Consider the following 25526-nt stretch of genomic DNA (forward strand, 5'->3'; position numbering starts at 1 on the left):
CGATTTGCTATATTGTAGGTAGATAAACATAACGACGTAGCAGAACAGGGTGTGGCATGCACCGGGTCGAATTGAACATCCCTTCACAACCAATCTTTGAACGAGTGGTACGCGCCAGTGCCGCAGAAGTTGGTGCGGCTTTTGGTTTCTCTGATGAGCGGGTTGAGGATCTCAAGCTCGCAATCAGCGAAGCGGTCAATAATGCGATTGATCACGGCAACCGGGGCGAGATCAGTAAACTGGTTGCGGTGGTCTTTGAGATTGATGGCGATAAATTGGAGATCCGCATTAGCGACCAGGGCCAGGGGCTTGAACAGTTCAATCCGACTCGCCACGTCGTTGATGAACAGAATCTCGAACAAGGCCAATTACGTGGTTTTGGGATGTACCTGATTAGTGAACTTGTTGATGACTACGAAGTGACTTCGAGCCAGAAGGGCACTGTCCTCACCCTACGGCTCTACCGCAGAGAAACACAGCCATGAGCGATATTATTCGACGCGAAGAGTTTGGTGAGGTCGTAATTCTGCATATCACCACCACCAGTGTTGATGCGGTCTCGGCAGCCGCAATCTCGACAGAATATACGGCCATGCGCCCCATCACTGTGCTCGATTTCCGTGAGGTCTCGTTCATCAACTCGGCGGGTATTTCGGCCCTGCTCAAATTTGTGGTCTCAGCGCGCAAATCGGGCTATAAACTCTTCGCCATGCACGTCAGCCCGCACCACCAGAAGATCTTCAAAATGGTCGAGATGTCGCGCTTTATGCCAACCATTGATGAGCGTGATCTGGCAGAATATCGCTAGATGATGGGTGTGGTATCATACGAGGGTATGAGCATTGGTTGTTCATGCTGGTCGCATTCTTTCCCTTCTTGATGTAACGAAGCGAGGCCCACGTGTCGCCCACGGTCATGATCGTTGAAGATGATCCGGCAACCCGCCGTCTCTACCGTTTCTTGCTGACAAACAGCGGTTATGTAGTTCTCGAGGCGGAGGATGGGATGGCCGCACTTGAGCGCCTCGCCACGACACCCTGCGATGTCATTATTACCGATATGAATATGCCCCGTATGGGTGGGATCGAGATGGTGCGCACCCTACGACAGCAGCAATCAACCGTGCATGTGATCATGGTTACGGCTTTTGGGACACCGGATACCGAGAAACATGCCTATCGCGCCGGAGTGAATGAGTACCTGACCAAGCCCTTCGATTTTGAAGAGCTTGAACAGCGAGTTCAAATCTTCTTTGCGCACAAACAGATACCGTGAGGTTCCATCTGCACGTACCACCGATGTCCATTGATCCTCAAACTACAGGCATAGGCAAGGTTGCCGCAGGTACCATGCAGGTACCATAACGGCAACCTTTTGAATGTTGCGGAGGGATGGTATGTCCGAGTTGCTCATCAATGCCACCACAACCCAACGACCACGTATCTTGGTGGTTGAGGACGACACCACCATCCGCACCTTCTGCCAACGTCTGCTCCAAATGACCTACGATGTCACAACCGCCGAAAATGGTGCAGTGGCGGTCAATCTCCTCCACTCCCACTCCTTCGATCTGGTGTTGACCGATATGCAGATGCCGCTGATGGATGGAATGCAACTTCTGCAACACATCCGCCAGAATCATCCAGAAATTGATGTGGTGATGCTGACGGCCTTTGCGACAGTCGAGACCGCACGCCAAGCGCTGAAGATGGGGGCACTCGATTATCTCTCGAAGCCGATTGAGGCTGAGCAGCTCGAACGCACGGTACGCACCAGCCTCGAACTGCGCCGCATCCGCCAAGAGAAGGAACGCCTCTCCGATCTGGTCTTTATGTACCAGTTTAGCCAGATGATCGCGACTTCGCTGGATATTGAGACCCAGGTGGATCAGATCGTCGAGTTCCTCTGGCAACGCTTTGCTCCCGAAGCTCTGGCGCTCTCGATGCACATGACCGACACCGGCAAACTGCATCTGCTGGCCATGCGCTCAGCGGCGGGGTGGGGCGATTTGGGCACGATCAACCTGCCCGCTGAATGTAGCGATCAGCAGTTGTTGGCCGCCCACATGCGCCTCGCCGGGGGGCCGGGGACGAATGATGAGAGTCTCTTTGCCGGAACGCTCCTGCGCAGCCACGACACCCCGATTGGCTATTTACATATGGCGCGTCGTTCTGAGCAACCGCACTTCGATGCCTCTGAACGCCGTCTGATCGGGATCTTCGCAACCCAGATTGCAACCTCGCTCGATAATGCACGGCTCTACCAAGCCCTCAAGGATCAGAACCGCCAGACTATCGAGGCGCTGACCGAGGCGATTGAGGCGCGTGATGCGTATACCTATGGCCATTCGCGTCAGGTCACGCGCTATGCGATTCGTCTGGCGCAGGAACTGGATCTGCCCCCCGAACGGATTGAACTGATTGACTATGCGGGGTTGCTCCACGATGTGGGCAAGATCGGGATTCGGGATTATGTGCTACTCAAACCGGGAGCGCTCTCCGATGAGGAGTTTGATGTGATGAAGCGCCATCCGGGGATCGGGGTGAAGATTATTGAGCGCGTGCGTGGCTTGCGGGCCACGCTGCCGATCATTGAGTACCACCACGAGCGCGTTGATGGCAAGGGTTACCCACGTGGCCTTAAGAGCGAGGAGATCCCACTAGAGGCGCGCATCCTGGCGATTGCCGATTCGTTCGAGGCCATGACCTCGGATCGGGCCTACCGCCCAGCTATGGAGCCAGAACGCGCGCTCCGTATCCTGATTGAGGGTCGTGGGACACATTGGGACCCGGAGTTGGTGGATCGCTTTGTTGATATTATTCGCCGCGAGGGTGAACGGCTGAAGGTGAGTACCAAGCCGCTGCGCCAAAAGGCGATGCCAATTGAGCAGATGGCACCGCCAGTCGGTGAGGTACGGGATGTGCGGGATTAATAATTCCCTAACTTCCGGGAAGCTCTGGCCTCCTACTCCTCCGGGCTGATGATCGTCGGTGACTCGCCCGCGTCTTCCTCTGGGTCTCCGACTGAGAGCGCCGCCACCCGATCCCCGCTATCGGGGTTGATAATCGTCACCCCCTGGGTTAATCGTCCTAGCTGCGAGATCTCCTCTACGGAGGTGCGCATCACAACCCCTGCGGCGGTGACAAAGGTGAGCAGCGAGCGCTGATTGACGATGGCCGCCCCCGCCACTTCATCACCGGGGCGCAGCTTAATCGTGATCACCCCGCCCGTGGCGCGGCCTTTGGGTGGGTACTCCTCCAACTTGGTGCGCTTGCCGAAGCCGCGCGCCGTCACCACCAGCAGATCACTGTCGGGGATCGCCAACTCCATGCTGATCACCCGATCACCGTCGCTCAGGTTCACGCCATTCACCCCGGTGGCCGGACGACCCATGGCGCGAACTTCTTTCTGGCGGAAGCGGATGGTCTGCCCCTGTACGGTGGTCATCAGCACATCCTCGTGGCCATTGCTGATGCGTACCCATCCCAACACGTCGCCCTCTTCTAGGCCAATCGCGATCAGGCCATTCGAGCGCACCTGGCTGTACTCACAGAGTTGGGTACGCTTGATCTTGCCACGATGGGTCGCCATCACGAGGTATTCGCCATCATAGTCGGGGACGGCGAGCATGGAGGTAACCTGCTCACCCGGATCGAGCGAGATCAGGTTGACTAGCGGTAAGCCCTTGGCAGTACGGGCGCTATCGGGTACCTCGTGGGCCTTGAGTTGGTAGACCTTACCTTTGTCGGTGAAGAAGAGCAGGTTGTCGTGGGAGCCGCAGGAGAGCAGGTGGCGCACGAGATCCTGTTCGCGGGTGATCATCCCCTTGATGCCGCGCCCGCCCCGGCGTTGGGTGCGGTAGACATCGGCGGCTTGGCGCTTAACGTAGCCGCGATCTGTCAGCGTGATCAGCACACGCACATCGGGGATGAGATCCTCATCGCTCACCTCCCCCGACGCATCGGGGATGATGCGGGTGCGCCGCTCGTCGCCATACTTCTCCTTGATCCGCGCCAGATCTTGTTGGATCATCTGCAACACCCGGCGTGGGTTGGCGAGAATATCTTCCAACTCGGCAATCAGTTTGATCACCTCGGCATATTCATCTTCGATCTTCTTGCGCTCAAGTGCGGCGAGGCGACGCAGTTGCATGTCGAGGATAGCCTGAGCCTGAATCTCACTTAGGCTAAAGTTGCGAATCAGGTTGTTACGAGCGCTCTCAGCATTGCGCGACTCGCGGATAGTGCGGATGACCTCGTCAATATTGTCGAGCGCAATCTTCAGCCCCTCCAAGATATGCGCCCGCGCCTGCGCCTTCTCCAGTTCGTACTCGGTGCGCCGCCGAATAACCTCCTGGCGATGCGCGACATACTCTTGCAGCATGCGTTTGAGCGTCAGCACCTTAGGCTGGCGGCCTTGCTCAACCAAGGCCAGCATATTGATGCCGAAGGTGGTCTGCATCTGAGTATGCTTGTAGAGCGCATTGAGGACGCGCTTGGGCTGGGAATCCTGCTTGAGTAGAATGACCAGCCGCATCCCGGTACGATCCGACTCGTCGCGGACATCGCGGACACCCTCGATCTTCTTCTCCTTAGCCAGTTCGGCAATCCGTTCCTGGAGCCGCGCCTTGTTGACCTGATAGGGCAACTCGGTGACAACGATATTGAAGGCCCCCCGGTTGGCCTCTTCAATATGCGCTTTGGCGCGCAAGGTGATCTGGCCGCGCCCGGTACCATAGGCCGCCACAATGCCCTCGGTGCCGAGGATATTCCCGGCAGTGGGGAAATCGGGGCCAGGGATGATCTTAATCAACTCCTCGACCGTCACCTCCGGGTTATCAATCAGGTGGGTGATCGCGTCACACAGCTCTCTGAGGTTATGCGGCGGGATGTTGGTCGCCATACCCACAGCAATCCCGGCGGCACCATTCAGCAGCAGGTTGGGCAGCAACCCCGGCAGGACGGAGGGTTCGCGGTAGGAGCCATCGAAGTTATCGCGGAAATCTACGGTGTTCTTTTCAATATCGAAGAGCAACTCTTCAGCGATGGTAGAGAGGCGCGCCTCAGTATATCGCATTGCCGCCGGCGGATCGCCGTCAATACTGCCAAAATTCCCCTGCCCATCAATCAGCGGGTAGCGCATATTCCAGTGCTGGGCCAGGCGGGCTAGGGCATCATAGACCGAGGAGTCGCCATGAGGGTGCATCTTACCAAGCACATCACCGACGATACGGGCACTCTTTTTGTAGGAGGTGTTGGCCCGAAAGCCCATGTCCCACATGCCATACATGATCCGCCGTTGTACCGGCTTCATGCCGTCACGCGCATCGGGGAGTGCGCGTGAGACGATCACGCTCATGGCGTAACTGAGGTAGGCTGTGCGCATCTCGGTGGTGATGCTGACCGGCTTGACAATCCCTATTTCCATATATCTTCTATGCTCCTACAGGCTGGTGCCAGGGTATGTGCAACGTCGTTGGGGCTGAAGCCCCAAACCTGCTTTTTTCTCATACGTTGGCGGCTTCGTCGCCAACGTATGAGAAAAAGAGTTCTTCGGGAGAGGCTTCGCCTCCCCCGAACCTCCACCGGAGGTAATAACCCGCTTGTTACGCTTCACAACGCGCTAAAATGCTCCCTGCATTATACCGTACCAGGGAGCTTTTGGCAAGTATTTTACGAACGTGCGTTCAATTTACGCCACGTACCGCCACCGGCCCAAAGCCGAGATAGTCGCAGGCGGTGAGTTGGTACGAGACGCCCTCAACCGTCTCGTTCATCGCGTGATCATGGTCGTGGCGGCGATGCAGGTGGCCGTAGATGCAGGCGCGGGCGCGGGCGGCGGCGATGCGGCGGGCAAATTCGCTGGGTTGGCGGTTGATGAAGGGGGGGTAGTGGAGCATCACGATGATCGGGAGGGTTCCGGCAGCGAGTTGGGTGGCGTGTTCTAACGCCCGATCCAGCATGGTGAGTTCGCGCTGGTAGATCGCCTCGTCGGTGGCCGGATCATACCCCGGCGTCTCCGGGGTGATCCAGCCGCGTGTGCCACACACCACCGCCGTTCCGAGATGCAGCGCATCGGCGCTGAGCAGCGCAATGCTGGGGGGCAGTTGCGGGCGGATCGGGTTGACCCGCCGCGAGCACCAGTAGTCGTGGTTGCCCCGGATGAGTACCTTACGCCCCGGCAGCGCATCAATCCAGCGCAGATCCACGAGTGCGTCACGCAGCTTCATCGCCCACGAGATGTCCCCGGCGATCAACACCCAATCATCCGGCGCAACCCGTTCGCGCCAGCGGCGTGCAATCTGCTCCGCGTGATCCTTCCAGTGTGGCCCAAAGATGTCCATCGGCTTGGGCTGGGCGAAGGAGAGGTGGAGGTCGGAGATGGTCCAGATCATGGTGCTCGTTGTTACTTGATGTTGCTTACCCGATTCTGCGCATCATAGCAGCCTGTGGCGTGGTGTGCAAATTGGGAGCCTACTGGCGGGGGGAGATTCGCTTCATAGGCGACCCCTTGTGCCTCGGTTGTTGACCGCAGAGGACGCCAAGGAACGCAGAGGAAGAACCAGAGGCCGTAAGCACAAAACCTATCCCTCTGCGCACCTCTGCGGCCTCTGCGGTTGCTATGGCGTAGACGTATGGGGCTTCGTCATGACGCGCTCTTTGTGCCTCGGTTGTTGACCGCAGAGGACGCCAAGGAACGCAGAGGAAGAACCAGAGGCCGTACCCACAGGGAGCACAAAACCTATCCCTCTGCGTACCTCTGCGGTTGCTATGGTGGGACTAGAATTTAGCCCCAAAGCGGGCTAGAATGGAAGGAAGATAGCCAAGAGCAACGCCCTAGAAGTGAGGAAGGGATCATGACCACCGAGACGATCACCATCCGCGTGACCCCACGCATTGCCCAACTCTTCCGAATTGCGCCCCAGGAGGTGCAACAGAAGATTGAGTTGCTCATCAATCATCAAATAGATGCTGCGTTTGATAGCAGCGAAACACTTACTGCATTGATGACCCGTATCAGTCATATCGCCCAAGCACGAGGTATGACTCCTGAGATACTCCAGGATATCCTCAATGACAATGATTAGGTGTGTCTTCGATACGAATGTTATTGTAAGCGCGTTGCTCTTCGACCAATCAACTCCTGCCCAAGCGATATTTTATGCTGTTCAGCATGGAATAATCCTGCTTTCAGCGGAAACATTGGCCGAATTAACCAAGGTCATTCGACGCAAGAAGTTCGAAGCCTATATTCCGCTTCATGACCGAGAACACTTTTTGACCAAATTCGTGCTTGGATCTGAGATTGTGACCATTCACGAACAAATAGACCTTTGCCGTGATGCGAAAGATAACAAATTCCTGGAAGTTGCTGTGAATGGAAATGCAACCGTCCTCGTATCAGGCGATGAAGATCTGACTGTATTGCATCCATTCCGCAACATTCCCATCATCTCACCGCAAGCATTTTTGCAGCACTATGGCGGGTAGAAATAAGAATAGGGGGAACGCCGCACAAGCCCTCCCACACATTTTGGCAGTATAATAGCCCGATGCTGCTCTGCTTAAGGTGGATGGATAATGGGTGTTGCTGACTTTCAGCCAAAGTATGCCAACTGGCAATCGGTCTGGCCCACGCTGCGATCACTGGGGTTGGTGCTGCTCCTTGCGCTTGCCGTTGGGATGATGGCCTACCAGTCTCCACCGACAGGCAAGGTGCGCGTGGGATGGCTGGGGGATCGCCTCTTCCTCGGTAGTGATCCGGGGTTGGGTGCGCTGCCGCTTGAGCGCGGTGATTTTTTTGCCGATGACCTTACCCCCGACTCGCCTACCGGGCGCAGCCGTTGGACCCGTGAGCATGCGCGGGTGATCTTGCCCAATCTGGGGGCTGGGGCGGATCTGGATCTGGTGGTTCAGGCCCAGGGTTGGCCGAGTGATGTGCTGCGCCACGATCTCGATCAACCGACGATTACCGTCTTTGCGGATGGTCAGCCGGTGGGTTCGTTTGTGCCTCAATCGGGTTGGGGTGCGTACCATGTGCGGATTCCCGCAGCCGTGCAGGTGGGTGGAGATCTTCAGATTGATCTCCAAGGTAGTGCGACCTTTACCGATACGCTCACGTTTGGGAACGATCCGCGCCTGAAGGCGCTGCGCCTCGCTGAGTTGCGGGTCTCGCCAACTGAGCAGCGGCTGTTGGCCTTTTATCCGCCCGCCTGGAATGCGATCTTCCTGCTCGGCCTGAATGCGCTGCTCTTCTTTCTGCTCGTCTCGTGCCTCACTTCTGCGCCGGTGATCACCTTTCCGCTGACGCTGGTTGCCGTGGGGCTGGCCGGGGTCGGGTTGGCCTTTACCCGCGTCTGGATGGGTGCGGCGCTCTCGGTGACGCTGCTCGCGCAGGCCGGGTTGTTGCTGCTGGCATGGCGCACGACGCTGTTGGCCTGGCTGCGGGCGCTGGTGCGTCGGTATGGCCTTGGGAGTGGGCTGGGGTATGGGTTGGTGGCGGCGGCGCTGATCTGGTTTATAGCCAGTTTGAACCAACTCTTGGCCTGGTTCGGCAACCACGGCGGGCCGCTCTTCTGGACGATCTTCCCCGACTCGTTGCTCTATAGTCTGCTCGGTGCTGGTTTGTTGGTGTTGGCGCTGGTGTTGGGCCGCGAGGGTCTGCCCCGCCTGACGGATCGGGTTGTGGCGGGGCTGGGGTCGCCACGCGGGGCGGTGCTGCTGCTCACCACCTTCTGCCTGATCTGGATCGGCTATGAGGCGTGGGTGATCTTCCAACTGCCCTATGTGGGCCACGCCGATTATTCCGATAATGCGGTGGTGGCGCGCAATCTGGTAGCGGGGCGCGGGTGGGTGGTGGATTATGTCACCCAGTTCTACACGGTCAATGCCGAGTTGACCCGCCCGCAGGAGACATGGCCGCTGCTCCAGCCGGTCTGGATTGCGCCCTTCTTTGCGCTCTTTGGGCCGACGCCATGGGCAGCGAAGCTGCCCAATCTGGTCTTCAACCTGTTGCTGGCGCTGCTGATCTTTCTGGTTGGTAGCCGCATCTGGGATCGGCGGGTTGGGTTGACGGCGGCGATCTTTGTGTTGACCAACTATCTCTTCTTCCGGCTGACGATCTATGCGACCAGCGATTTGGCTTTTGTGGTCTGGTGTATGGGGGCGATTTTTTGCCTCTATCAGAGTACGCAGGCTGAAGCTGCACCCGATCAGCGCTGGTTGATCGCGGCGGGGCTGCTGTGTGGCTTGATGATGCTGCAAAAGCCGAGTGGCGCGATCATGCTGGCGGGGATGGGGCTGTGGTTGTTGGGTTTCCTCTATACAACTCGCCCGCATACGATTAAGGCCGTCATCACGGCGGCGCTCAGTTTTGGCCTCCCGGCGCTGATCGTGCTGGCTCCCTATGTCATCCGCAACCTGCTCCTGTTTGGCAAGCCGGTCTTTTCGACTGAGAGCTATGATGCTTGGGTGTTGGGCTACCGAGGCAACAGCGGCGATGCCTGGGAGGAGATCTATCGTGTCTTTACGCCGGTGTGGGGCGGGCCGGGGTTGCCGGATCGGAGTTGGATCATGCGCTGGGGCTTCGATGCGACCCTGGAGAAGCTGATCGCGCAGGTGCGCGAGCTACGCAACTACCTCATGCCGGTCTGGCATGGTGCGCCCGATGGGGTGGCGTGGCTCTTTAGTAATAACGAGCGTAAGAATATCGCCAGCGACCTGGGCGCGTGGATGGCGCTGATCGGCATGATCGCCGCGTTGCGCTCCCGTCGCCGTCTGGTGGGGCTGTTGGCGGCGGCCTATCTGCCCTATATGGTCTTTATGATTACCTACTGGCGCACCAACGAGGAGCGCTACTGGGTGATGCTCATTCCCTGGTTGGCGCTGCTGGCCGCGTGGGCGATCTGGGGCGGGTATGACCGGCTGGCTCAGATCGGGGATCGCCGTTGGGCACCGCTGGGCTTGATCCTGGTGCTGGTGGCGATCAGTGGGGTGCTCGGTTTCTCGCGCCCTGATATTGCTAAGAAGGTGCGTGAAGAGACGGCAATCTGGGCACCCGATCTGGCTGCATACACGTGGATCGATCAGCATGTGCCCGCCGATGCCGTGCTGATGACGCGCATCCCCTGGCAGGCCAACTGGCATACCCAGCGCTCCACATTGATGATTCCCAATACACCGAGCCGCGATCTGCTGCTCGAAATTGCCCACCACTATGGTGCCGATTATCTGGTGCTAGAGAATCAGCAACGAGTCAAGGGTGATGGCGGGCGCCAGTTGAATAAACTGCTCGATCATGGGAATCAAGTGGGCGCTGTCATCGAGGGCTTTGAATTGGTGTATGCTAGTCCGAGCGCAGATTTTCGCGCCTTTGTGTATCGGATTCCATAAGGTGCGGTCTATTTAAGTAACTGTTCACACGTGGTTGACGCAAAGGCGCAGAGACGCAAAGGGTTTAATTGGGGTCTATCTTGAAGGCTTTGCGTCTTAGCGGCTTTGCGTCAAAACCGGGATGCTAGGAGAAGTGTGAACTGTGATTTATTCAACGGGAATTGGTTCTATGCGCATTGTAATGTTGGCCTCGTCATATCCCAAGTATCCCGGTGAAACGACCGCGCCGTTCATTGAGGAGATCGCCGCCGGAGCGGTGGCACGCGGGCATCAGGTGACGCTGTTGGCTCCCTGGCACCCCGACCTCCGGCGTGCCCCGCAGGAGCGCGGGGTGGATCTACGCTTCTTTCGCTATGCGCCGCATCCGGCACTGAATATCTGGGGTTATGCTCAGTCGCTGCTGAGTGACACCCACATTAAGCGGCGGGCGCTGCTGGCGGCGCCCTTCGCCCTGGGTGCTTCGGCACTGGCGCTGCTGCGTACCCTGAATGCTGCTCGCCGCGCCGGGTCGCCCTTCGATCTGGTGCAGGCGCATTGGGTCTTGCCGAATGGGCCACCGGCTGCGCTGGTGGCGCGGATGCACCATCTGCCCTTGGTGATCAGTCTGCATGGCAGCGACATCTACCTGGCCGAACGGGGCCGCATCGCTGGCATCGTGGCACGCGCCGCCTTTGCGCAGGCCACTGCGGTGACGGCGTGTAGTGGCGATCTGGGTCAGCGCGGGATTAGGCTGGGAGCCGCTGCGAGCAAGAGTAGCATCATCCCTTATGGGGTGAATATCCGCGAGTTTCGCCCCGACCCGCAGGCACAGGCGGCGGTGCGCGCCGAGTTGGGTTTGGGTGAAGGTGTGCCGTTGGTGATCGGGTTGGGGCGGCTGGTGGCCAAGAAGGGCTTTGGTGTGCTGCTCGATGCATGGCCGCAGGTATTGCGCAGCTATCCGCAGGCGCTGTTGTGTATCGTCGGGTATGGCGATCTGCGGGCGCAGCTTGAAGCCCAGGCGCAGCGGCTGGGGATCGCGGCCCAGGTGCGCTTCACCGGCCAATTGGATCGCCAGCGCACGGCGCGCTACCTCGCCGCCGCCGATGTCTTTGCGTTGCCCATCGTGCGCGAGGGGGTGGACGGGTTGCCGAATGTGTTGCTGGAGGCCATGGGTGCGGCGCGTCCGGTGGTGGCCTCGCGGGTGGCTGGGGTTCCCGATGTGATCGCGGATGGCGTGCATGGCCTGATCGTCCCCGAACGTGACCCGGCGGCGCTGGCGCAGGCGATCATGCGCCTGATTGCGGATCGCCCCTTTGCGGAAGGGCTTGGCCGTGCCGCTCGCCGCCGCATCGAAGAGGAACTGACCTGGGAAAAGACCTGCGAGCGCTTTGAGCAGGTTTACGTAGGGGCGAAGCATCGCCTACTGTAGAGTATGGGGAACACGAGCTAGATTGGCGGGCGATGCTTCGCCCCTACACGATGATCGATAATCGAGGTTAGTCTTGCGTCGCCTACAGCATCCGCTTGTTGCCCCACTCGTCCTCTTCGGGTTCGCCCTCGCGCTACGCCTCTACCACCTGGATGCACAGAGCCTCTGGTTGGATGAGGGCAGTAGCTGGCAGGTGGCCAATCTGCCGTGGGCCGATCTGCTGCGCGATCTGGTGAGTCCCTCGGCGGCCTACCCGCTCTACCACCTGCTGCTGAAGCTCTGGATCATGCTGGCCGGGGATAGTGAGGCGATGTTGCGCCTACCCTCAGCGCTGGCCGGGGCGGCAGCGGTGCCGGTGATCTACTTGGCGGGACGGGTAGGGAACCCGCATGCGCGGCTGGCGCCCCTGGCGTCCGCACTGATCGCTATGGTTGGCCCCTTCCCGCTCTGGTATGCGCAAGAGGCCAAGGCGTATAGTCTGTTGTTGCTGGCGGCGGCGCTGCTCGTCTGGGCGGGGATGCGGGCGCTGCACCCTCCTAGCCTCCAGGTTTTAACGCAAAGACGCGAAGGCGCAGAGCCGGCAACAAAACCTTGCATGGCTTCGACAAGCATGGCTTCGACAAGCTCAGCCACCGCCACCGCGCCGCTGGCTGAGCTTGTCGAAGCCATGCGGCGCATCCCAGAACTTCTTCGCGCTAACAAACCTTCGCGCCTTCGCGCCTTTGCGTCAATACGAGGTTTCTTTACATATGAATCTAACTGGCGCAGCTTTGCCCTGATCGCGCTAGTGGCGCTGAGCATCCACCGCCTCGCAGCGTTGGTGGTGTTGGCCATCGGCTGGGCGTGGGTGGTGCAACGCAGGCCGGGGTGGAAGATCGGGGTGATCGGGATGAGTCTGGCCAGTGCGGGGTTGGTGGGGGTGATGGCACTCGGACTCGGCAGTGACCGCGCCGCTACCGGAGCCTACATCCCCGCTGGGCCGCTCGATGCGCTCTGGCTCACGTTTACCCGCTTTAGCCTCGACCGTTGGCCGGGGGATGCCGCCTGGTGGTGGCTGTTGCCGTGGGGGCTGCTCTTCATCTGGGGGATGCTGGGGCTGGTGCGGGATCTGCGCCGCCCCCTCGCGCAGACGTGGCTCTGTCTGCTGCTCGTGCCGCTCGTTCTCTTCGGTCTGCAATTGCTCTTCACGCGGCTCTATGAGGCGCGCTACCTGATCGTGGTCTATCCGATCTGGGTGTTGGTGTTGGGGTATCCGTTAAGGAGGGTATCATCCTCGGTAGTACGCCATAGCAACCGCAGAGGAGACAGAGGTACGCAGAGGGATAGGTTTCATGCTACCTCTGGTTCTTCCTCTGCGTTCCTCTGCGTCCTCTGCGGTCAACAACCGGAGCGCAAGAGAATGCCAATAGGGATCATCCCCCACCTGGCCCCAGCCATCCTACTTCTCCTCGCGCTCGCCACCAGCACCTCGGCGCTGCTCACGCCGCCCTTCGGCCTCTTTTCGGGGGCGGCGGTGAAGGAGCAGTACCGCGAGGCCATCCGCGAGTTAGCGCTGCGGGTGCATCCCGATGATGCGGTGGTGGTGCATCCCTCCTACATCCGCCCGCTCTACGACTACTATATGCGGCAGATGAGTACCGATCCGGCTCCAACCCCACTCGTCTTTGCCGATTTCTGGCAGGGCGAAACCGCCTACGGCCAGCGCGAGTGGGACATCGAACGGCGCGCCAATCTGGCCGGGTATAGCCGCAGCTTCCTGCTGATTGCGCCCGACCATGCGCGCACGGTGGATGCGCCCGCACCGGGCGATGAGTATGGGCTGGTGGGTAACTTCTGGGCCTTCAGTCGCGAGCAGCGCACATGGCCATGTGGAATCTGGCGCTACCACGGGGTACATCTCTTCTGCCAGGAGGCTCCCGAAACCTACATCACCGGCGAGCGCATCAGTCCGGCCACCCCGGTTGGTGTCACCTTCGCACAGCAACTTATCTTCCAAGGCTTTACCCTGAAGGCATGGCAAACCGATCCGCCGGGGGTCTATCGCGCCGGGGGCAACCTGCCGATCAGCCTCTTCTGGGACGTAACCAGCCAACCGAGTGAGGATTTCAGCTTCTTTCTGCACCTGTGCCAGGATTGTAGCGCCCCACCGGTGGCCGGAGATGATGGCCAACCGCTCGCGGGCTACCTGCCCACCAGTACGTGGCTACCCGGCAAGCCCGCCCGCGATGATCGCACGATTGCGCTGCCCGCCGATCTCCCCGCTGGACGCTACACCCTGCTCTTGGGGATCTATCGCCCCAGCAACCCAGCCCCGGATGCACGCTTGCAGGTCGAGGGCGGTATGGAGGATGGGCGATTCGTGTTGGGGAGTGTGGAGATTATTCGGTGAAACCAGGATGATTGATTTCACGCAAAGGCGCAGAGACGCAAAGATTCTTTGTGTTCTTTTGCAACCACGAACCAGACATGACAGATTCTAAACCCCACAAACTCCTCTGGGTTGCTCTACTGCTCGGCCTAGGGCTACGCCTAGCCCTGTGGGGTCAATTGCCGCGCCTGGGGCTGATCGGCGATGAGGCCGAGTACCTCGCCGCCGCTGATTGGCTGGCCCACGGGCGCGGCTTTGCGTGGCACCTGCACTACCTGTGGACACGCGCGCCACTCTACCCGCTCTTCCTGGCGGCGCACCTCGCGCTCTTTGGCAACTCGCTCACCCCGATCTTCCTCAGTCAGATTGGGTTGAGCCTGCTCAATATCGGGCTGATCTATGCCCTGGGGCGGCTGGTTCTCATACGCATTCGGTTAAGGAGGGTATCTTCCTCGGTAGTACGCCATAGCAACCGCAGAGGATACAGAGGTACGCAGAGGGATGGGTTTCGCGCTACCTGTGGTTCTCCCTCTGCGTTCCTCTGCGTCCTCTGCGGTCAAAAACCGGGGCACAAGAGGATGCGTAACCGAATGCCAATGCGGCTGGTTCTCCCCACCAACGCCCAGCGCTATGCTCCCGGCAGCGCCGCGATCCTCGGCGCGATCTACCTGCCCTTCGCCACCTATCCGCAACTCATCCTCAGTGAAACCCTCTTCACCAGCCTTTTGCTGGGCAGCCTCGTGGCGCTGGCGCGCTGGGCGGACATTCATGGTTTAACGCAAAGACGCAAAGACGCAAAGCCTGCAACAAAACCTTTGCGTCTTCGCGCCTTTGCGTCAATAGAGCGTGACACCTGGTTAATCATCGCGGGGCTACTCCTCGGTCTAGCCACGCTCACCCGTGGCCTCACCTTGGGCTTCGTGCCACTGGTGCTGATCTGGGTTGGGCTACAGGCCAAGCGCCAGTGGCTCAGTGCGGTGGCGATCTTGGGCGTTACCTTCACCCTCATCCTGGCTCCGTGGAGCCTCTACGCCAGCCGCACCTACGGCGGTATGGTGCTGGTGGACACCACTGGCGCGTTCAACCTGGCGCTGGGGGCGCGTACCGCTTATGATGGCGGGCGCAGTGATGCGCCGCTGCGTAACTTCATCTTGGCGCTGCTCGAACCGACATTGAGCCAGGAGCAGCGCACCGCGCTGGTTGCCGATCAGCGCAACGGGGCGTGTCTCTACGCGGCGGGCGATGCGCGGCTGTTGGCGGCGCTGGAAAGCCCAGTAGACCAGATCACCCAGGCTGAGCGCCAAGCCCTGCTGAATGCCGAGGCGTTCTGTCTGCTGCGCCAAGCCCCGTTGGCCTTCGTACAGAAGAGCCTGATCGAACTGGCCGACCTCTTTCAGATCAACTATACCGGCGACGAGCGGCTGAGTAAGGGCTTTGCACTGGGTCGCCTGCCGCCTTGGTACAGTCTGGCCCTCTTTCTGCTCGATGACACGCTCTATGTGCTCAGCCTGCCGCTGGCGGTGCTGGGCTGGGGCTGGCTGCGCCGCCAAGCCCCCCAGCAGACCGCGATCACCCTGGTTGGCCTGTGGCTGCTCTACAACCTCGCTACCGCGCCGCTGCTCTTTGCGATCAACCGTTTTCGCGTCCCGCTCATGCCGCTGGTGGTGTTGCTGGCCGCCTACGCCCTAACCACGCTCTTCAGCCGGGTGCGCCGTGTACCGTCGGGCTACACCCGCGCCTGTGCTGCCCTCGCCCTCCTGCTGGGCCTGATCGCCACCGCGCCCTACGCCTACCTCGAACCCCGCGCAGCGGACGCGGCCTCGCGTTGGGCCTCGTACCTGGGGCCATACCCATCGAGCCTGGAGAATACGCGCATCGCCCTGCGCACCCGCCCCGCCTACCTGGCCGAGCAGCGGCTAGCCAGCGCGTTGGGCAGCGGCGATGTGGTAGCGGCTGCGGCAGCCCTGAATGACCCCGCCCTCCCGGCGTATGCGGTGGGTGTGGGCGCACCGTTGCTGGCCGGGTTGCAGGGCGATCCGGCTGGCGGGATGGATCGGCTGGCGCAGGGGCCAGAGCAGCCCTTAGAGGGTTGGCAGCGCAGCCTGATCGCGGGTCAACTCTTCCGCCAGATGGGCGACTTAGAGGCGGCGCGGCGCGAGTTTGGCCCAGCCCATGTGGATGACCAGAACCCGGTGGCGTGGGCATGGCAGTGGCTCGCCCCGCCCCCCACTAACCGCATTGATCTGGCCAGCGATAACGATCTGGGCTATATCCACGGCTTCTACCTGGGGCGCTACGATCCCGACCTGGATGCCACTGTGCGTTGGGCGAGTGGCGACGCCGCGCTGCGCTTCCCCCGCGCTGCCAGCGGGCAACCCCAGCAACTCTGTCTGAGCATCAGCGGCCTGGGTTGGCCCAGCGACATGGCGCTGCCCAGCGTGCAGGTTCGGGTTGGAACGACCAGCCTGGGCCAGATCGCGCTCAGCCGCGAGCTACGGAGCGAATGTCTGGCGCTGCCCGCCCAACCCGCCGGGAGTGACCTGATCGTCACGCTACACGCGGCCACCTTCGTCCCCGATGCGCTCGATCTGGTGCGCCAACAGGGGCCGCAGGTGGGTCAGTTGCGGCGTTTGGCCTACCAGTTAGACTGGGCGGAGGTGCGTTAGTGGCAAGATCACACAAAACATGGCCGCTCCTGGTGATCATCCTGCTCGGCCTGGGGCTGCGCCTGCTCGCGTGGCACTGGCGCGAGTTCTACCCGCTGGGCGGCGACGAACACGAGTATCTGGATCAGGCCATTCGGCTGCTACGCGACCATGAATATGTCGAGTTGCGGCTGATGCGTCCGCCACTCTACCCGCTCTTCCTGGCCGGATGGATCTACCTGATCGACTCGCTCGTCCAGAACCTGCGCCTCGTCCAAGCAATCATCAGTGCCGCGACCATCCCGTTGGTCTACCTGCTCACCCACGAAGTTGCGCAACAGAACGGCCACGCCCCGCGCCGCCCGGCACTGATCGCGGCGCTGCTGACTGCGCTCAGCTACACGCTGGCCGCCAACGCCACCGAGTTGCTCACCGAGGCACTCTTTCTCTTTGGGCTAAGCGCAGTCTTCTGGTTGGTGCTGCGCGCCGCCCGCACCGGCAGCGCCCGCCTCGCCGGGGCCGCCGGGCTAATCATCGGGGCGCTCTGTCTGGTGCGTTCGGTAGCGTTGCCGCTCCTGCCGCTCGGCACAGTCTGGTTGGTTTTGGCGGCGCTGAATCCCCCCCTCTCCCGCGTGCGGGAGAGGGGGGCTAGGGGGGTGAGGGCCATCCTCATACGCATTCGGTTAAGGAAGGTATCATCCTCGGTAGTACGCCCTATCAACCGCAGAGGATACAGAGGTACGCAGAGGGATGGGTTTCGCGCTCCTTGTGGTTCTTCCTCTGCGTTCCTCTGCGTCCTCTGCGGTCAAAAACCGGGGCACAAGAGGATGTGTAACCGAATGCCTATGAGGGCCATGACTCCCGCCCTCACCCTGGCCCTCGCCTGCTGTCTGGTACTTCTTCCTTGGAGCACCCGCAACTACCTGACCTACGGCGGCCTCATCCTGATTGACACCACCGGGGCCGAAAACCTGTGGCTCGATAACGATCCGGCTGGGCGCGAGGCGGTCAAGGCGCAGCTCTACGCCATGGGCGAAGACCGACTGGCGCGGCAACAGATCGCAACCCAACGCGGCATGGCGGTCATTCAGGCCGATCCGGGGCGCTTCCTACACAAAGCCGGGGGCGAACTGAAGAAACTCTTTGCCCTGGAGTTCAGCGACGACATGCTGGCCCGTCCGGCGATCTGGATACGCCCGGCGGAGGTCTGGGCACGCCTAGTGTTGGGCGATGGCCTCTGGTTGCTTATTCTGCTCGCCGGGGTGATCGGCATGGGCCAACACACAGCCCAAGGCGAGAAACCGCGTTCAGTGTGGGCATGGTTCCTACACACCTTTAGCCAACCGCGCTGGCTGCTGCTACCCTGGGTACTCTATGTCACCCTCACCACCCTGATCTTCCATGTCGAACTACGCTACCGCCTACCACTCTACCCGGCGCTGCTCGCCTACAGTGGGCTAATGCTGACCAGCCGCCAACGCCCGGCTTGGCCGGGGCTACTCGCCGCACTCTTCTGCCTCAGCATCACGCTCCTGCACGCCAACTACCCCGCACTGGCGTGGCAACTGGCCAACAAACACTTCCACCTCGCCCGTGCCGAAGCCGCGCTGAGCCGGGGTGACGCAGATTCCGCCGAACGCGCCACTGAGGCTGCGTTGGAATGGGACAGCGACTCGGCACTGGCGCAGGTCGCCCTGGCCCGTGCCGCGCTTGCACGCGGGGAGAACCAAACCGCCCTGGCGTACCTTAACGCCGCGATCAAGTTGCTACCCGCGCACCCCTACGCGCACCTACTACGCGGCGATCTGCTGCGCCTTCAGGGTGAGACCAAGGCCGCCCGGCAGGATCTTGATTACGAGAGTAGTGCCTTAGAAGATCTGCAAACCTGGGCATGGGAACGGATGATCAGCCCACCACCCAGCGAACTTAACCTCGGCGATGGGCTAGATCTGGGCTTTATCCGTGGATTTCACCAACTCGCCACCGAGGAGACGGGCTTCCGTTGGAGCCAAGGCACGGCCTACGTGCGCCTACACGCGGCTGCCGGTGCCCAGCAGATCCAGATCCGAGCCGCCTCAGGCCGCCCGGATGGCAGCAGAACCCCACTGTGGGTCAGACTGAATGGCCAAGTGGTGGGCACAATAATGCTCAGTGCGGAGGGCGACACTTACCGCCTGAATCTACCCCAACCGATCAGCAACCCCGGCGAAGTGGTCATCATGCTGGAGTCGCACACCTTCCACCCCCGCGACTATGATCGCGCCAGTGGTGATGGGCGCAGGCTAGGGGTGCAGATTGCTACGGTGATCCTCCATCCATAGCCCGTACCCCGATCATCTCACACCAGACAGAAAGAGCCAGCTTGGCTGGCTCTTTCTGTCTGCTGAGTATTTTGTGAGCTTGAGGAAATACTACACGACCCAACCAGCAGGTATAATAGAGGTTAGGAGGTTGGTATGCAGGAGTTGATTCCCCACATTGACGACTGGCTGGCACGCGGCGAAGCGATTGCCTCGGCAACGGTCGTGCGTACCATGGGTTCCTCACCCCGCCCGGTGGGAGCCAAACTGATCGTCTCCTCCGCTCAATCTCTGGCCGGATCAGTGAGTGGTGGGTGCGTCGAGGGCGCAGTGATCGAGGCATGCCAGACATCTCTCGTCAACGATCAACCACGCCTGCTCCATATCGGAGTTGCCGATGAAGATGCCTGGGCACTTGGCTTGGCCTGTGGTGGCGAGATAGATATTCTTGTTGAACCACTCACCCACTATGCGGCGATCCGCCACGCCCTCACGACCGAATACCCCATCGCAACGGCAACCCGCATCACCGGCCCACACCTTGGCCGCAAACTGCTCATCACCCCCGCTGGAATCGCCCACGGAAATCTCGGTGATCCCACGTTGGAACAACGGGTCAGCCGCGATGCCCAGACGCTCCTCACCCACGCGATCACCAAGGTAGTTGAGTACCCCGATCTGGCGTGCAGCTTCCTGATCGAAAGTTTTGCACCTGCGCCACGCCTCTTTCTGATCGGTGCCGTCCATATCGCTATCAGCCTCGACACTCTGGCACAGGTACTCGGCTTCCATACCGTGATCGTTGATCCCCGCGCCAGCTTCGCCAACCGCGAACGCTTCCCCCACGCCCATGAACTCCTCGTCGCGTGGCCCGATGAGGTGCTGCCCGGTCGCCTCGATGCGCGGAGTTGTCTGGCAGTGCTTACTCATGACCCCAAACTCGACGATCCCGCACTCCGCGTGGCCTTGGACTCACCCGCACGCTATATCGGTGCATTGGGGAGTAACAAGACCCATACCAAACGCCTCGCCCGCTTGCGCCAAGAAGGCTTCACCGAAGACCAACTCGCCCGTATCTATGCCCCAATTGGCATGCCTCTTGGTGGTAAGCGCCCCGAAGAGATCGCCCTCAGCATCTTAGCTCAGATCGTGAAAGTGCAACAAGAAAGGTGTTGACCGCCATGAATAAGCAACTTGCAACATGGCTCTACGAAGGAGCCCTTGCGCTCAGCCAAGGCGATAAAGACCGCGCCCGCGACTTGTTGCTGCGCGTGGTCAGTGAGGACGAAGGCATCCCCGAAGCATGGCTCTGGCTCAGCGGTGCGGTTGATGATCCCGAAGACCAGCGTACCGCCCTTGAGAATGTCCTCGCCCTTGACCCCAACAATACCCACGCGCGCTATGGCTTGGCAGTACTCGACAATCAGGTTTAGGTCTGGCCCTTGCGCCGCTGCGGCTTAGATACGCTTGATGGCGGGGGGCTTGCAGCAGGTAGCGGCACCTCCGCTGAGGCATCCTCACGATCCAACCCAACCCATACGGTGTTGCGGTGTACGGTTGTCATACCCCGTACCTCAATTCCCGCTACTTCGATCACCTCCGCCTCATTCACCAGTACCAGCGTCGGTGCGGTCTTCGGGAAACGGTTGCGATACGCCCCGATGGCATCCTCGATCTTGTGCGCTACGGTGAGTTTGGGGTTGTCGTCATACCACATGAGAAATGGTGGACTCATAACCTGCCCCTTCGATACTATTCAACGGATGTTTATACAGTATAAAAGAACGTTTGTTCAGTGTCAAGTCACCTCCGGTGGGGGTGCGGGGCGGCTACGCCGCCCCCGAAGATCTTTTTTGGTGTTGTTTGGCGGCTACGCCGCCAAACAACTTCGTGGATCTAGCCCAGTCGCTCACCAACCTATGCTATCCTAAACCCAAACATTGTTCATGGGATGGGGTAGCACATGAAACCAGGAAAATCAGAAACGGATCACTATACACAATTACGTCAACAGTACCAGGAGCAACTGAGCCGCTATAAGAGTGCCAACGCCGAACTCGCCGATGTCTCCTGGACACTCGCCGAGTTGGAGCAGCAGATCGCCAATCTGGCAGAGGACTATGAACGCAGCAACGATGAACGCATCGCCCACCGCCTGCGCGATCTGCGCCGTTGGCGCGATGTGCTCGAAGAGACGGTGCTGCGCAATATGTACCGTACCGATGCGATCTCGGCTGAAGTGGCCCAATTGCGCCAGGCACTTGAAGCCGATTCCCCAAACTAGATGCTACTCCAACACGATAGGCCCACTGCGCCCGCCATGCTTGGCCACGAGGCGAATCTCACCGATCCGCATCTCCCGATCTACCGCCTTGGCCATGTCGTAGATCGTCAGCGCCGCCACACTCACCGCCGTCAATGCCTCCATCTCCACCCCCGTCTGGCCCCGGCAGCGCACGGTGGCCTCGATCTCCAATCCGCTCCCGTCACCCGCCGCATGGATGTCGAGGCTCACATGGGTCAACAGCAGCGTATGGCAGAGCGGGATCAGTTCTGGGGTGCGCTTGGCCGCCATAATCCCCGCCACCCGCGCTACTGCCACCACATCCCCCTTGGGTAAGCCACCTCCCATGATCAGATCCAGCGTCGCCGCATGCATCCGCACCCGCCCCCGCGCAATCGCCTCGCGCTCCGTCTCCGCCTTCCCTCCCACATCCACCATCCACGCCCGTCCCTCTGCGTCTAGGTGGTTCAACCCCTCGTCCATACCATGCCCTCCTCGTGCTACAATAGGGCCGCGTAACCGCCATACGTTGGAGTTCTCCCATGAGCCATCCCCATCCCTCCGACCACCACCGAGGTGCTTTACTGGGCCTCGCTATTGGCGATGCCCTCGGTACAACCCTGGAGTTTACTGGCCCCCTCGATCCCTTCACCCCCCAGGTGACGCAGATCGTCGGCGGTGGCCCGTTTAATCTCCCCGCAGGGTTCTGGACGGATGATACCAGTATGGCGCTCTGTTTGGGCCAGAGTCTGGTCGCTGTTGGCGATTTTGATCCGCGTGATCAGATCGAACGCTATGTGCGCTGGTGGCGCAATGGTGAGAATAGCTCTACCGGGCGCTGTTTCGATATTGGCAATGCTACCCGTGCCGCCCTCCAAACCTACCAGATGACCAATCAGCCCTATGCGGGCAATCCAAGCCCCAATACCGCCGGGAATGGCTCGCTGATGCGAATGGTGCCGGTCGTCCTGGCCGCTGCCAATGAGGCTGAGGCCATCACCTGGGCCGGTCATCAATCGCGAGTAACCCACGCCGCCCCCGCTGCCATTGATGCTTGCCGTCTCTATGCCCGCCTGATCTGGCGCGCCCTGGCCGGGGCCAGCAAAGCCGATCTCTTCGATACCAGTTTGGGTAATGATCTCGCCCTTGAGGCCGGGGTCGCCAAGGTGGCCCAGGGCAGCTACCAGCATGCCATGCCGCCTACAATCCAGGGGCTTGGCTATGTGACGGCGGCGCTCGAAGCGGCGCTGTGGGCCTTCTACCATAGCCACGACTTTGCCTCCGGTGCGATCCTAGCCGTCAATCTGGGCCAAGATTCCGATACCACTGGCGCGATCTATGGCCAGATCGGCGGTGCCTTCTATGGCCTTGAAGCCATCCCCGCCGCATGGCGTAGTGTCCTGCTCCGCGCCGATGAAATCGTCGCCCTCGCGGATGACCTAGCTGCATTGGGAGCGCGTCGCACCGGATTCCTGTAGGGGCGAAGCATCGCCCCCAATCCTGTAGGGGCGAAGCATCGCCCCAATCCTGTCAGTTAGCCTCAATCACATGGTGGGCGATGCTTCGCCCCTACGAGTCTCTCTATGAAGATCACCCTGCTGGCACTGGTTCTCGCGGTGGCTCTTACAGCATGCGCCACCCCACCGCCGCCACCAAGCCCCAGCCCAACACTATTACCCCCAACTAGTCTGCCAACCCCGTCGGCTATACCGACCGAGGCGGCTAGTCTCATACCGACCCCCATACCTCCCACCGCAATCCCCATCCCGCGTGATGCGCTCTTTGACCCACAACGCCTCAATTATGCCCATAACTTCAGTACGCCGGAGATCCAGGCGTTGCTGGAGGAGCGCGGTAGCCCCCTGGCCACGGTGCGTATCCAGGTGGGTGAGCGCTCCCAACGCTTCACCGATGTCCTCGTGGGGCTCTCCAGCCTCTATAGTATTAACCCCAAGTTGCTGCTGGCGCTCATGCACTACCACGCGGGCCTGTTAAATGCCGGAACCAACGACAATCTGGCCTGGGCTATGGGCTACCAGGGTGATGGCGGCAACCGACGCGGTATCTATAGCCAACTGCGCTGGGCTGCCCGTGAGATCCGCGCCGCTATGCGCGAGTATACCCTGCGCAACCCCAACGACCCGCCGCCACCCCTCGTCTTCGCCGATGGTACCCGCCAACCAGTAAGTGCCGATATCGCCTTCAGTCGCTATGTCCTGGCCCGCGTCCTCGCCCCCACCACCAACCCCGGTGGGTTAGGCTCGCGACTCGAAGGGCTGCTCAATACCTATGCGCGCATCTTCGGCGATCCACGTGAGCCACCCACCGATTGGCCCGCGTTGGCCCAGCCATTTATGGTGCAACCCATGACGACGATCTTTCCAGTTACATCCTTCTTCGACCATGACGCGCCCTTCTTGCGTGAAAATGGCGGTATAGATACCTTCTGGGGTCGTCACGAGACCGATATCGCCTTTGCCTATGATGGCCATACCGGCTGGGATTATGCGATGGGGCCGCCCGATGCGATCCTGGCTGCTGCCGCAGGCAACGTCACCTTCGCCGGAAACTCCGACGATGGCTGCCCCACACCTGCCAAGGCGGTGATCATTGACCACGGGAACGGCTACCGAACCCTCTATTGGCACCTGCATCGCATCAGTGTCGAGGCTGGTCAGCAGGTGGCCGCCGGGGAACAGATCGGGATCGCCGGGGATAGTGGCTGTGCCAATGGTGCCCATCTCCACTTCCAGGTGCAGTACCTGGGCCGCGATGTTGACCCCTATGGCTGGTGTGGAACCAACCCTGATCCCTGGGCTACCCAGGCCGCTGGGCAGGTGAGTGTCTGGCTCTGGGCCGACGCGCCTTCGCCGTGTGGCCCACCCGCCGCCGGGGTGGTGGTGGTGGATGATGCTGGCCCCGGCTTCAGTAGTAGTGGTGATTGGTTGCTCAATGAGGTGGGCTATGCGGGCGGTTCGCGCTATAGCGCCAGCAGTTTCCCCGGCAGCAACACCCAACCCTGGCGCAGCGCCGCCTTGGCCCCACCCCTCGTGGCGGCATGGCGGCCTCAACTGCCCAGCGCCGGGCGCTACCGCGTCCTCGCCTACATCCCCTACGCCCTCAACGGCCTCGATGAGTCCCGCGAGCAACGCTACCTCATTCGCCACCGCGACGGCGAGAGCCTCGCTACGCTCAACGCCGAGGATGCCCGCAATTGGTGGGCCGACCTCGGTACCTACGATTTCACCCCCACCAAGGCGCTGGTGATAAGTGGAAGCCTCACTGGCGATCTGCGTCGCGGGGTCTGGATTGATGCTATCGCGTTTGTGCCGGTGAGGCCGTAGCGACGCAAAATATTGCGTCGCTACGGCGCCCCATCACTAAACATCAAATCGCGCCGCGAAAACGAATAGATCGCCAATCCCAACAAGGCGATCAATAACGAAACCTGGGCCAGGATGTTCGCCACCGCAGTCATCGAGCTATAATCACGGGTTACAGTAAGCTGAAAGCCGTAGAAGGCGGGCACCAATGGCCCCCCCAACACCGCCTGCACGGCGCGCAAGATGGCCCGTACCAGTGACGGTAACGACTCGAAAATCGGCCCACCAATGAAGTTGCTCGAAAAAGCTAAGGCAATCAAGCCCAGTACCGTCAAACGCCACGCACTCGGAAAGACGAGTGGCGAGAGCATCAGCATCAATGCCGCCAGTAGGGCAATATTCAACAATAAGGGTAACGTACCCAACATCCACCCGAAGATATTCAGATCCAGCGGACGGTTGAAGAGTGCGGCCATCACCGAAAGAATGCCATAGGAACCGGCAACAATGCTGAAGGCACTCCCAAAGATGCCCAGTAGGTAACTGGTTCGACTCATCCCGTGTGCAAGCAACACATAGCCCTGCGGACGATCCCCTAGGCCAATAAAGGCCGCTGTGGTGTAGAGCGTCAAGATGGGTGCATACACCCCCGTCACGCTAAAGAAGTACTCCGCGTTCATGCTGATTCCCACTCGGCGCAAAAAGACGAAAAAGACCACCAGCGTGGCGATGATCTCCAACGCCACTCGGCCTGAGCGGATATATTCCAACAGCATAAAGCCAGTGAAGCGTAGGCTGCGCATATCT

General features: G+C 60.5%; 21 protein-coding genes. 16 read left to right on the top strand and 5 right to left on the bottom strand.

From position 1 onward, the window contains the following. The first annotated feature begins 56 nt into the window (after positions 1-56). From EKD03_RS04680 to EKD03_RS04695, 4 genes are all read left to right on the top strand, one after another. Positions 57-485 carry an ATP-binding protein gene (locus tag EKD03_RS04680; protein ID WP_129628090.1) on the top strand — a complete coding sequence of 143 codons (429 nt, stop codon included), beginning with the start codon at positions 57-59 and terminating at the stop codon, positions 483-485. Next, positions 482-808: an STAS domain-containing protein gene (locus EKD03_RS04685; protein ID WP_129628092.1), complete on the top strand. Its 327-nt coding sequence runs from the start codon at positions 482-484 to the stop codon at positions 806-808. The genes EKD03_RS04680 and EKD03_RS04685 overlap by 4 nt, the downstream gene beginning before the upstream one ends. 92 nt (positions 809-900) lie before the next feature. After that, positions 901-1275, top strand: a complete 375-nt coding sequence (locus EKD03_RS04690) for a response regulator (protein WP_129628094.1) — start codon at positions 901-903, stop codon at positions 1273-1275. A gap of 121 nt (positions 1276-1396) precedes the next feature. Then, on the top strand, positions 1397-2932 hold the full coding sequence (locus EKD03_RS04695) for an HD domain-containing phosphohydrolase (RefSeq protein ID WP_129628096.1): 1536 nt from the start codon (positions 1397-1399) through the stop codon (positions 2930-2932). A gap of 32 nt (positions 2933-2964) precedes the next feature. Here EKD03_RS04695 and gyrA read toward each other — a convergent pair whose 3' ends face one another. Together gyrA and EKD03_RS04705 are read right to left on the bottom strand one after the other, a co-directional pair. Further along, positions 2965-5427, bottom strand: a complete 2463-nt coding sequence (gene gyrA, locus EKD03_RS04700; protein WP_129628098.1) for a DNA gyrase subunit A — start codon at positions 5425-5427, stop codon at positions 2965-2967. 259 nt (positions 5428-5686) lie between these two features. Continuing rightward, a complete protein-coding gene (locus EKD03_RS04705) occupies positions 5687-6394 on the bottom strand; it encodes a metallophosphoesterase (RefSeq protein ID WP_129628100.1) in 708 nt (235 codons plus the stop codon). Positions 6395-6856: 462 nt separating this feature from the next. Between EKD03_RS04705 and EKD03_RS04710 the strand changes: the two genes are divergently transcribed. The 9 genes from EKD03_RS04710 to EKD03_RS04755 all read left to right on the top strand — a co-directional run bounded on the left by EKD03_RS04710 (position 6857) and on the right by EKD03_RS04755 (position 20545). Further along, the gene (locus EKD03_RS04710) at positions 6857-7087 is read left to right on the top strand and encodes a hypothetical protein (protein WP_129628102.1); all 231 of its coding nucleotides are present in this window, start codon (positions 6857-6859) and stop codon (positions 7085-7087) included. Beyond that, entirely contained in the window at positions 7074-7490 is a 417-nt protein-coding gene (locus EKD03_RS04715) for a putative toxin-antitoxin system toxin component, PIN family (RefSeq protein ID WP_202976764.1), read from the top strand. Before EKD03_RS04710 ends, EKD03_RS04715 begins: the two co-directional genes overlap by 14 nt. A 90-nt stretch (positions 7491-7580) precedes the next feature. After that, positions 7581-10391 (top strand): ArnT family glycosyltransferase, encoded by a 2811-nt coding sequence (locus EKD03_RS04720; RefSeq protein WP_129628104.1) that lies wholly within the window; start codon positions 7581-7583, stop codon positions 10389-10391. Between the two features lie 169 nt (positions 10392-10560). Next, positions 10561-11799 carry a glycosyltransferase gene (locus EKD03_RS04725; RefSeq protein ID WP_129628106.1) on the top strand — a complete coding sequence of 413 codons (1239 nt, stop codon included), beginning with the start codon at positions 10561-10563 and terminating at the stop codon, positions 11797-11799. 73 nt (positions 11800-11872) lie between these two features. Then, positions 11873-14188, top strand: coding sequence for a glycosyltransferase family 39 protein (locus tag EKD03_RS18755; RefSeq protein ID WP_238613390.1), 2316 nt, complete (start codon positions 11873-11875; stop codon positions 14186-14188). A 77-nt stretch (positions 14189-14265) separates the two neighbouring features. Further along, the gene (locus tag EKD03_RS04740) at positions 14266-16833 is read left to right on the top strand and encodes a hypothetical protein (RefSeq protein ID WP_129628108.1); all 2568 of its coding nucleotides are present in this window, start codon (positions 14266-14268) and stop codon (positions 16831-16833) included. Further along, positions 16833-19133, top strand: coding sequence for a glycosyltransferase family 39 protein (locus tag EKD03_RS18760; protein ID WP_129628110.1), 2301 nt, complete (start codon positions 16833-16835; stop codon positions 19131-19133). Before EKD03_RS04740 ends, EKD03_RS18760 begins: the two co-directional genes overlap by 1 nt. 135 nt (positions 19134-19268) lie before the next feature. After that, complete coding sequence (locus tag EKD03_RS04750; RefSeq protein WP_129628112.1) at positions 19269-20288, top strand: XdhC family protein; 1020 nt, start codon at positions 19269-19271, stop codon at positions 20286-20288. A 5-nt stretch (positions 20289-20293) separates the two neighbouring features. Next, on the top strand, positions 20294-20545 hold the full coding sequence (locus tag EKD03_RS04755; protein ID WP_238613391.1) for a tetratricopeptide repeat protein: 252 nt from the start codon (positions 20294-20296) through the stop codon (positions 20543-20545). On the opposite strand, the gene EKD03_RS04760 is transcribed toward EKD03_RS04755, so the two are convergent. After that, positions 20542-20847, bottom strand: coding sequence for a hypothetical protein (locus EKD03_RS04760; protein ID WP_238613392.1), 306 nt, complete (start codon positions 20845-20847; stop codon positions 20542-20544). The two genes, EKD03_RS04755 and EKD03_RS04760, sit on opposite strands and share 4 nt — an antisense overlap. A gap of 228 nt (positions 20848-21075) precedes the next feature. On the opposite strand from EKD03_RS04760, the gene EKD03_RS04765 reads away from it, so the two are divergent. Beyond that, a complete protein-coding gene (locus tag EKD03_RS04765; RefSeq protein ID WP_129628116.1) occupies positions 21076-21396 on the top strand; it encodes a hypothetical protein in 321 nt (106 codons plus the stop codon). A 3-nt stretch (positions 21397-21399) separates the two neighbouring features. Here the strand turns inward: EKD03_RS04765 and moaC are convergent, their stop codons facing one another. Further along, complete coding sequence (gene moaC, locus EKD03_RS04770; protein ID WP_129628118.1) at positions 21400-21879, bottom strand: cyclic pyranopterin monophosphate synthase MoaC; 480 nt, start codon at positions 21877-21879, stop codon at positions 21400-21402. A 59-nt stretch (positions 21880-21938) separates the two neighbouring features. Between moaC and EKD03_RS04775 the strand changes: the two genes are divergently transcribed. Together EKD03_RS04775 and EKD03_RS04780 are read left to right on the top strand one after the other, a co-directional pair. Further along, positions 21939-22874 carry an ADP-ribosylglycohydrolase family protein gene (locus EKD03_RS04775; RefSeq protein ID WP_129628120.1) on the top strand — a complete coding sequence of 312 codons (936 nt, stop codon included), beginning with the start codon at positions 21939-21941 and terminating at the stop codon, positions 22872-22874. 105 nt (positions 22875-22979) lie between these two features. Beyond that, on the top strand, positions 22980-24740 hold the full coding sequence (locus tag EKD03_RS04780; protein ID WP_238613393.1) for a peptidoglycan DD-metalloendopeptidase family protein: 1761 nt from the start codon (positions 22980-22982) through the stop codon (positions 24738-24740). A gap of 20 nt (positions 24741-24760) precedes the next feature. Here the strand turns inward: EKD03_RS04780 and EKD03_RS04785 are convergent, their stop codons facing one another. Continuing rightward, complete coding sequence (locus tag EKD03_RS04785; protein WP_129628122.1) at positions 24761-25522, bottom strand: hypothetical protein; 762 nt, start codon at positions 25520-25522, stop codon at positions 24761-24763. Positions 25523-25526 lie beyond the last annotated feature (4 nt).

This window comes from Candidatus Oscillochloris fontis, from assembly GCF_004138135.1.
Classification (GTDB): Bacteria; Chloroflexota; Chloroflexia; order Chloroflexales; family Chloroflexaceae; genus Oscillochloris; species Oscillochloris fontis.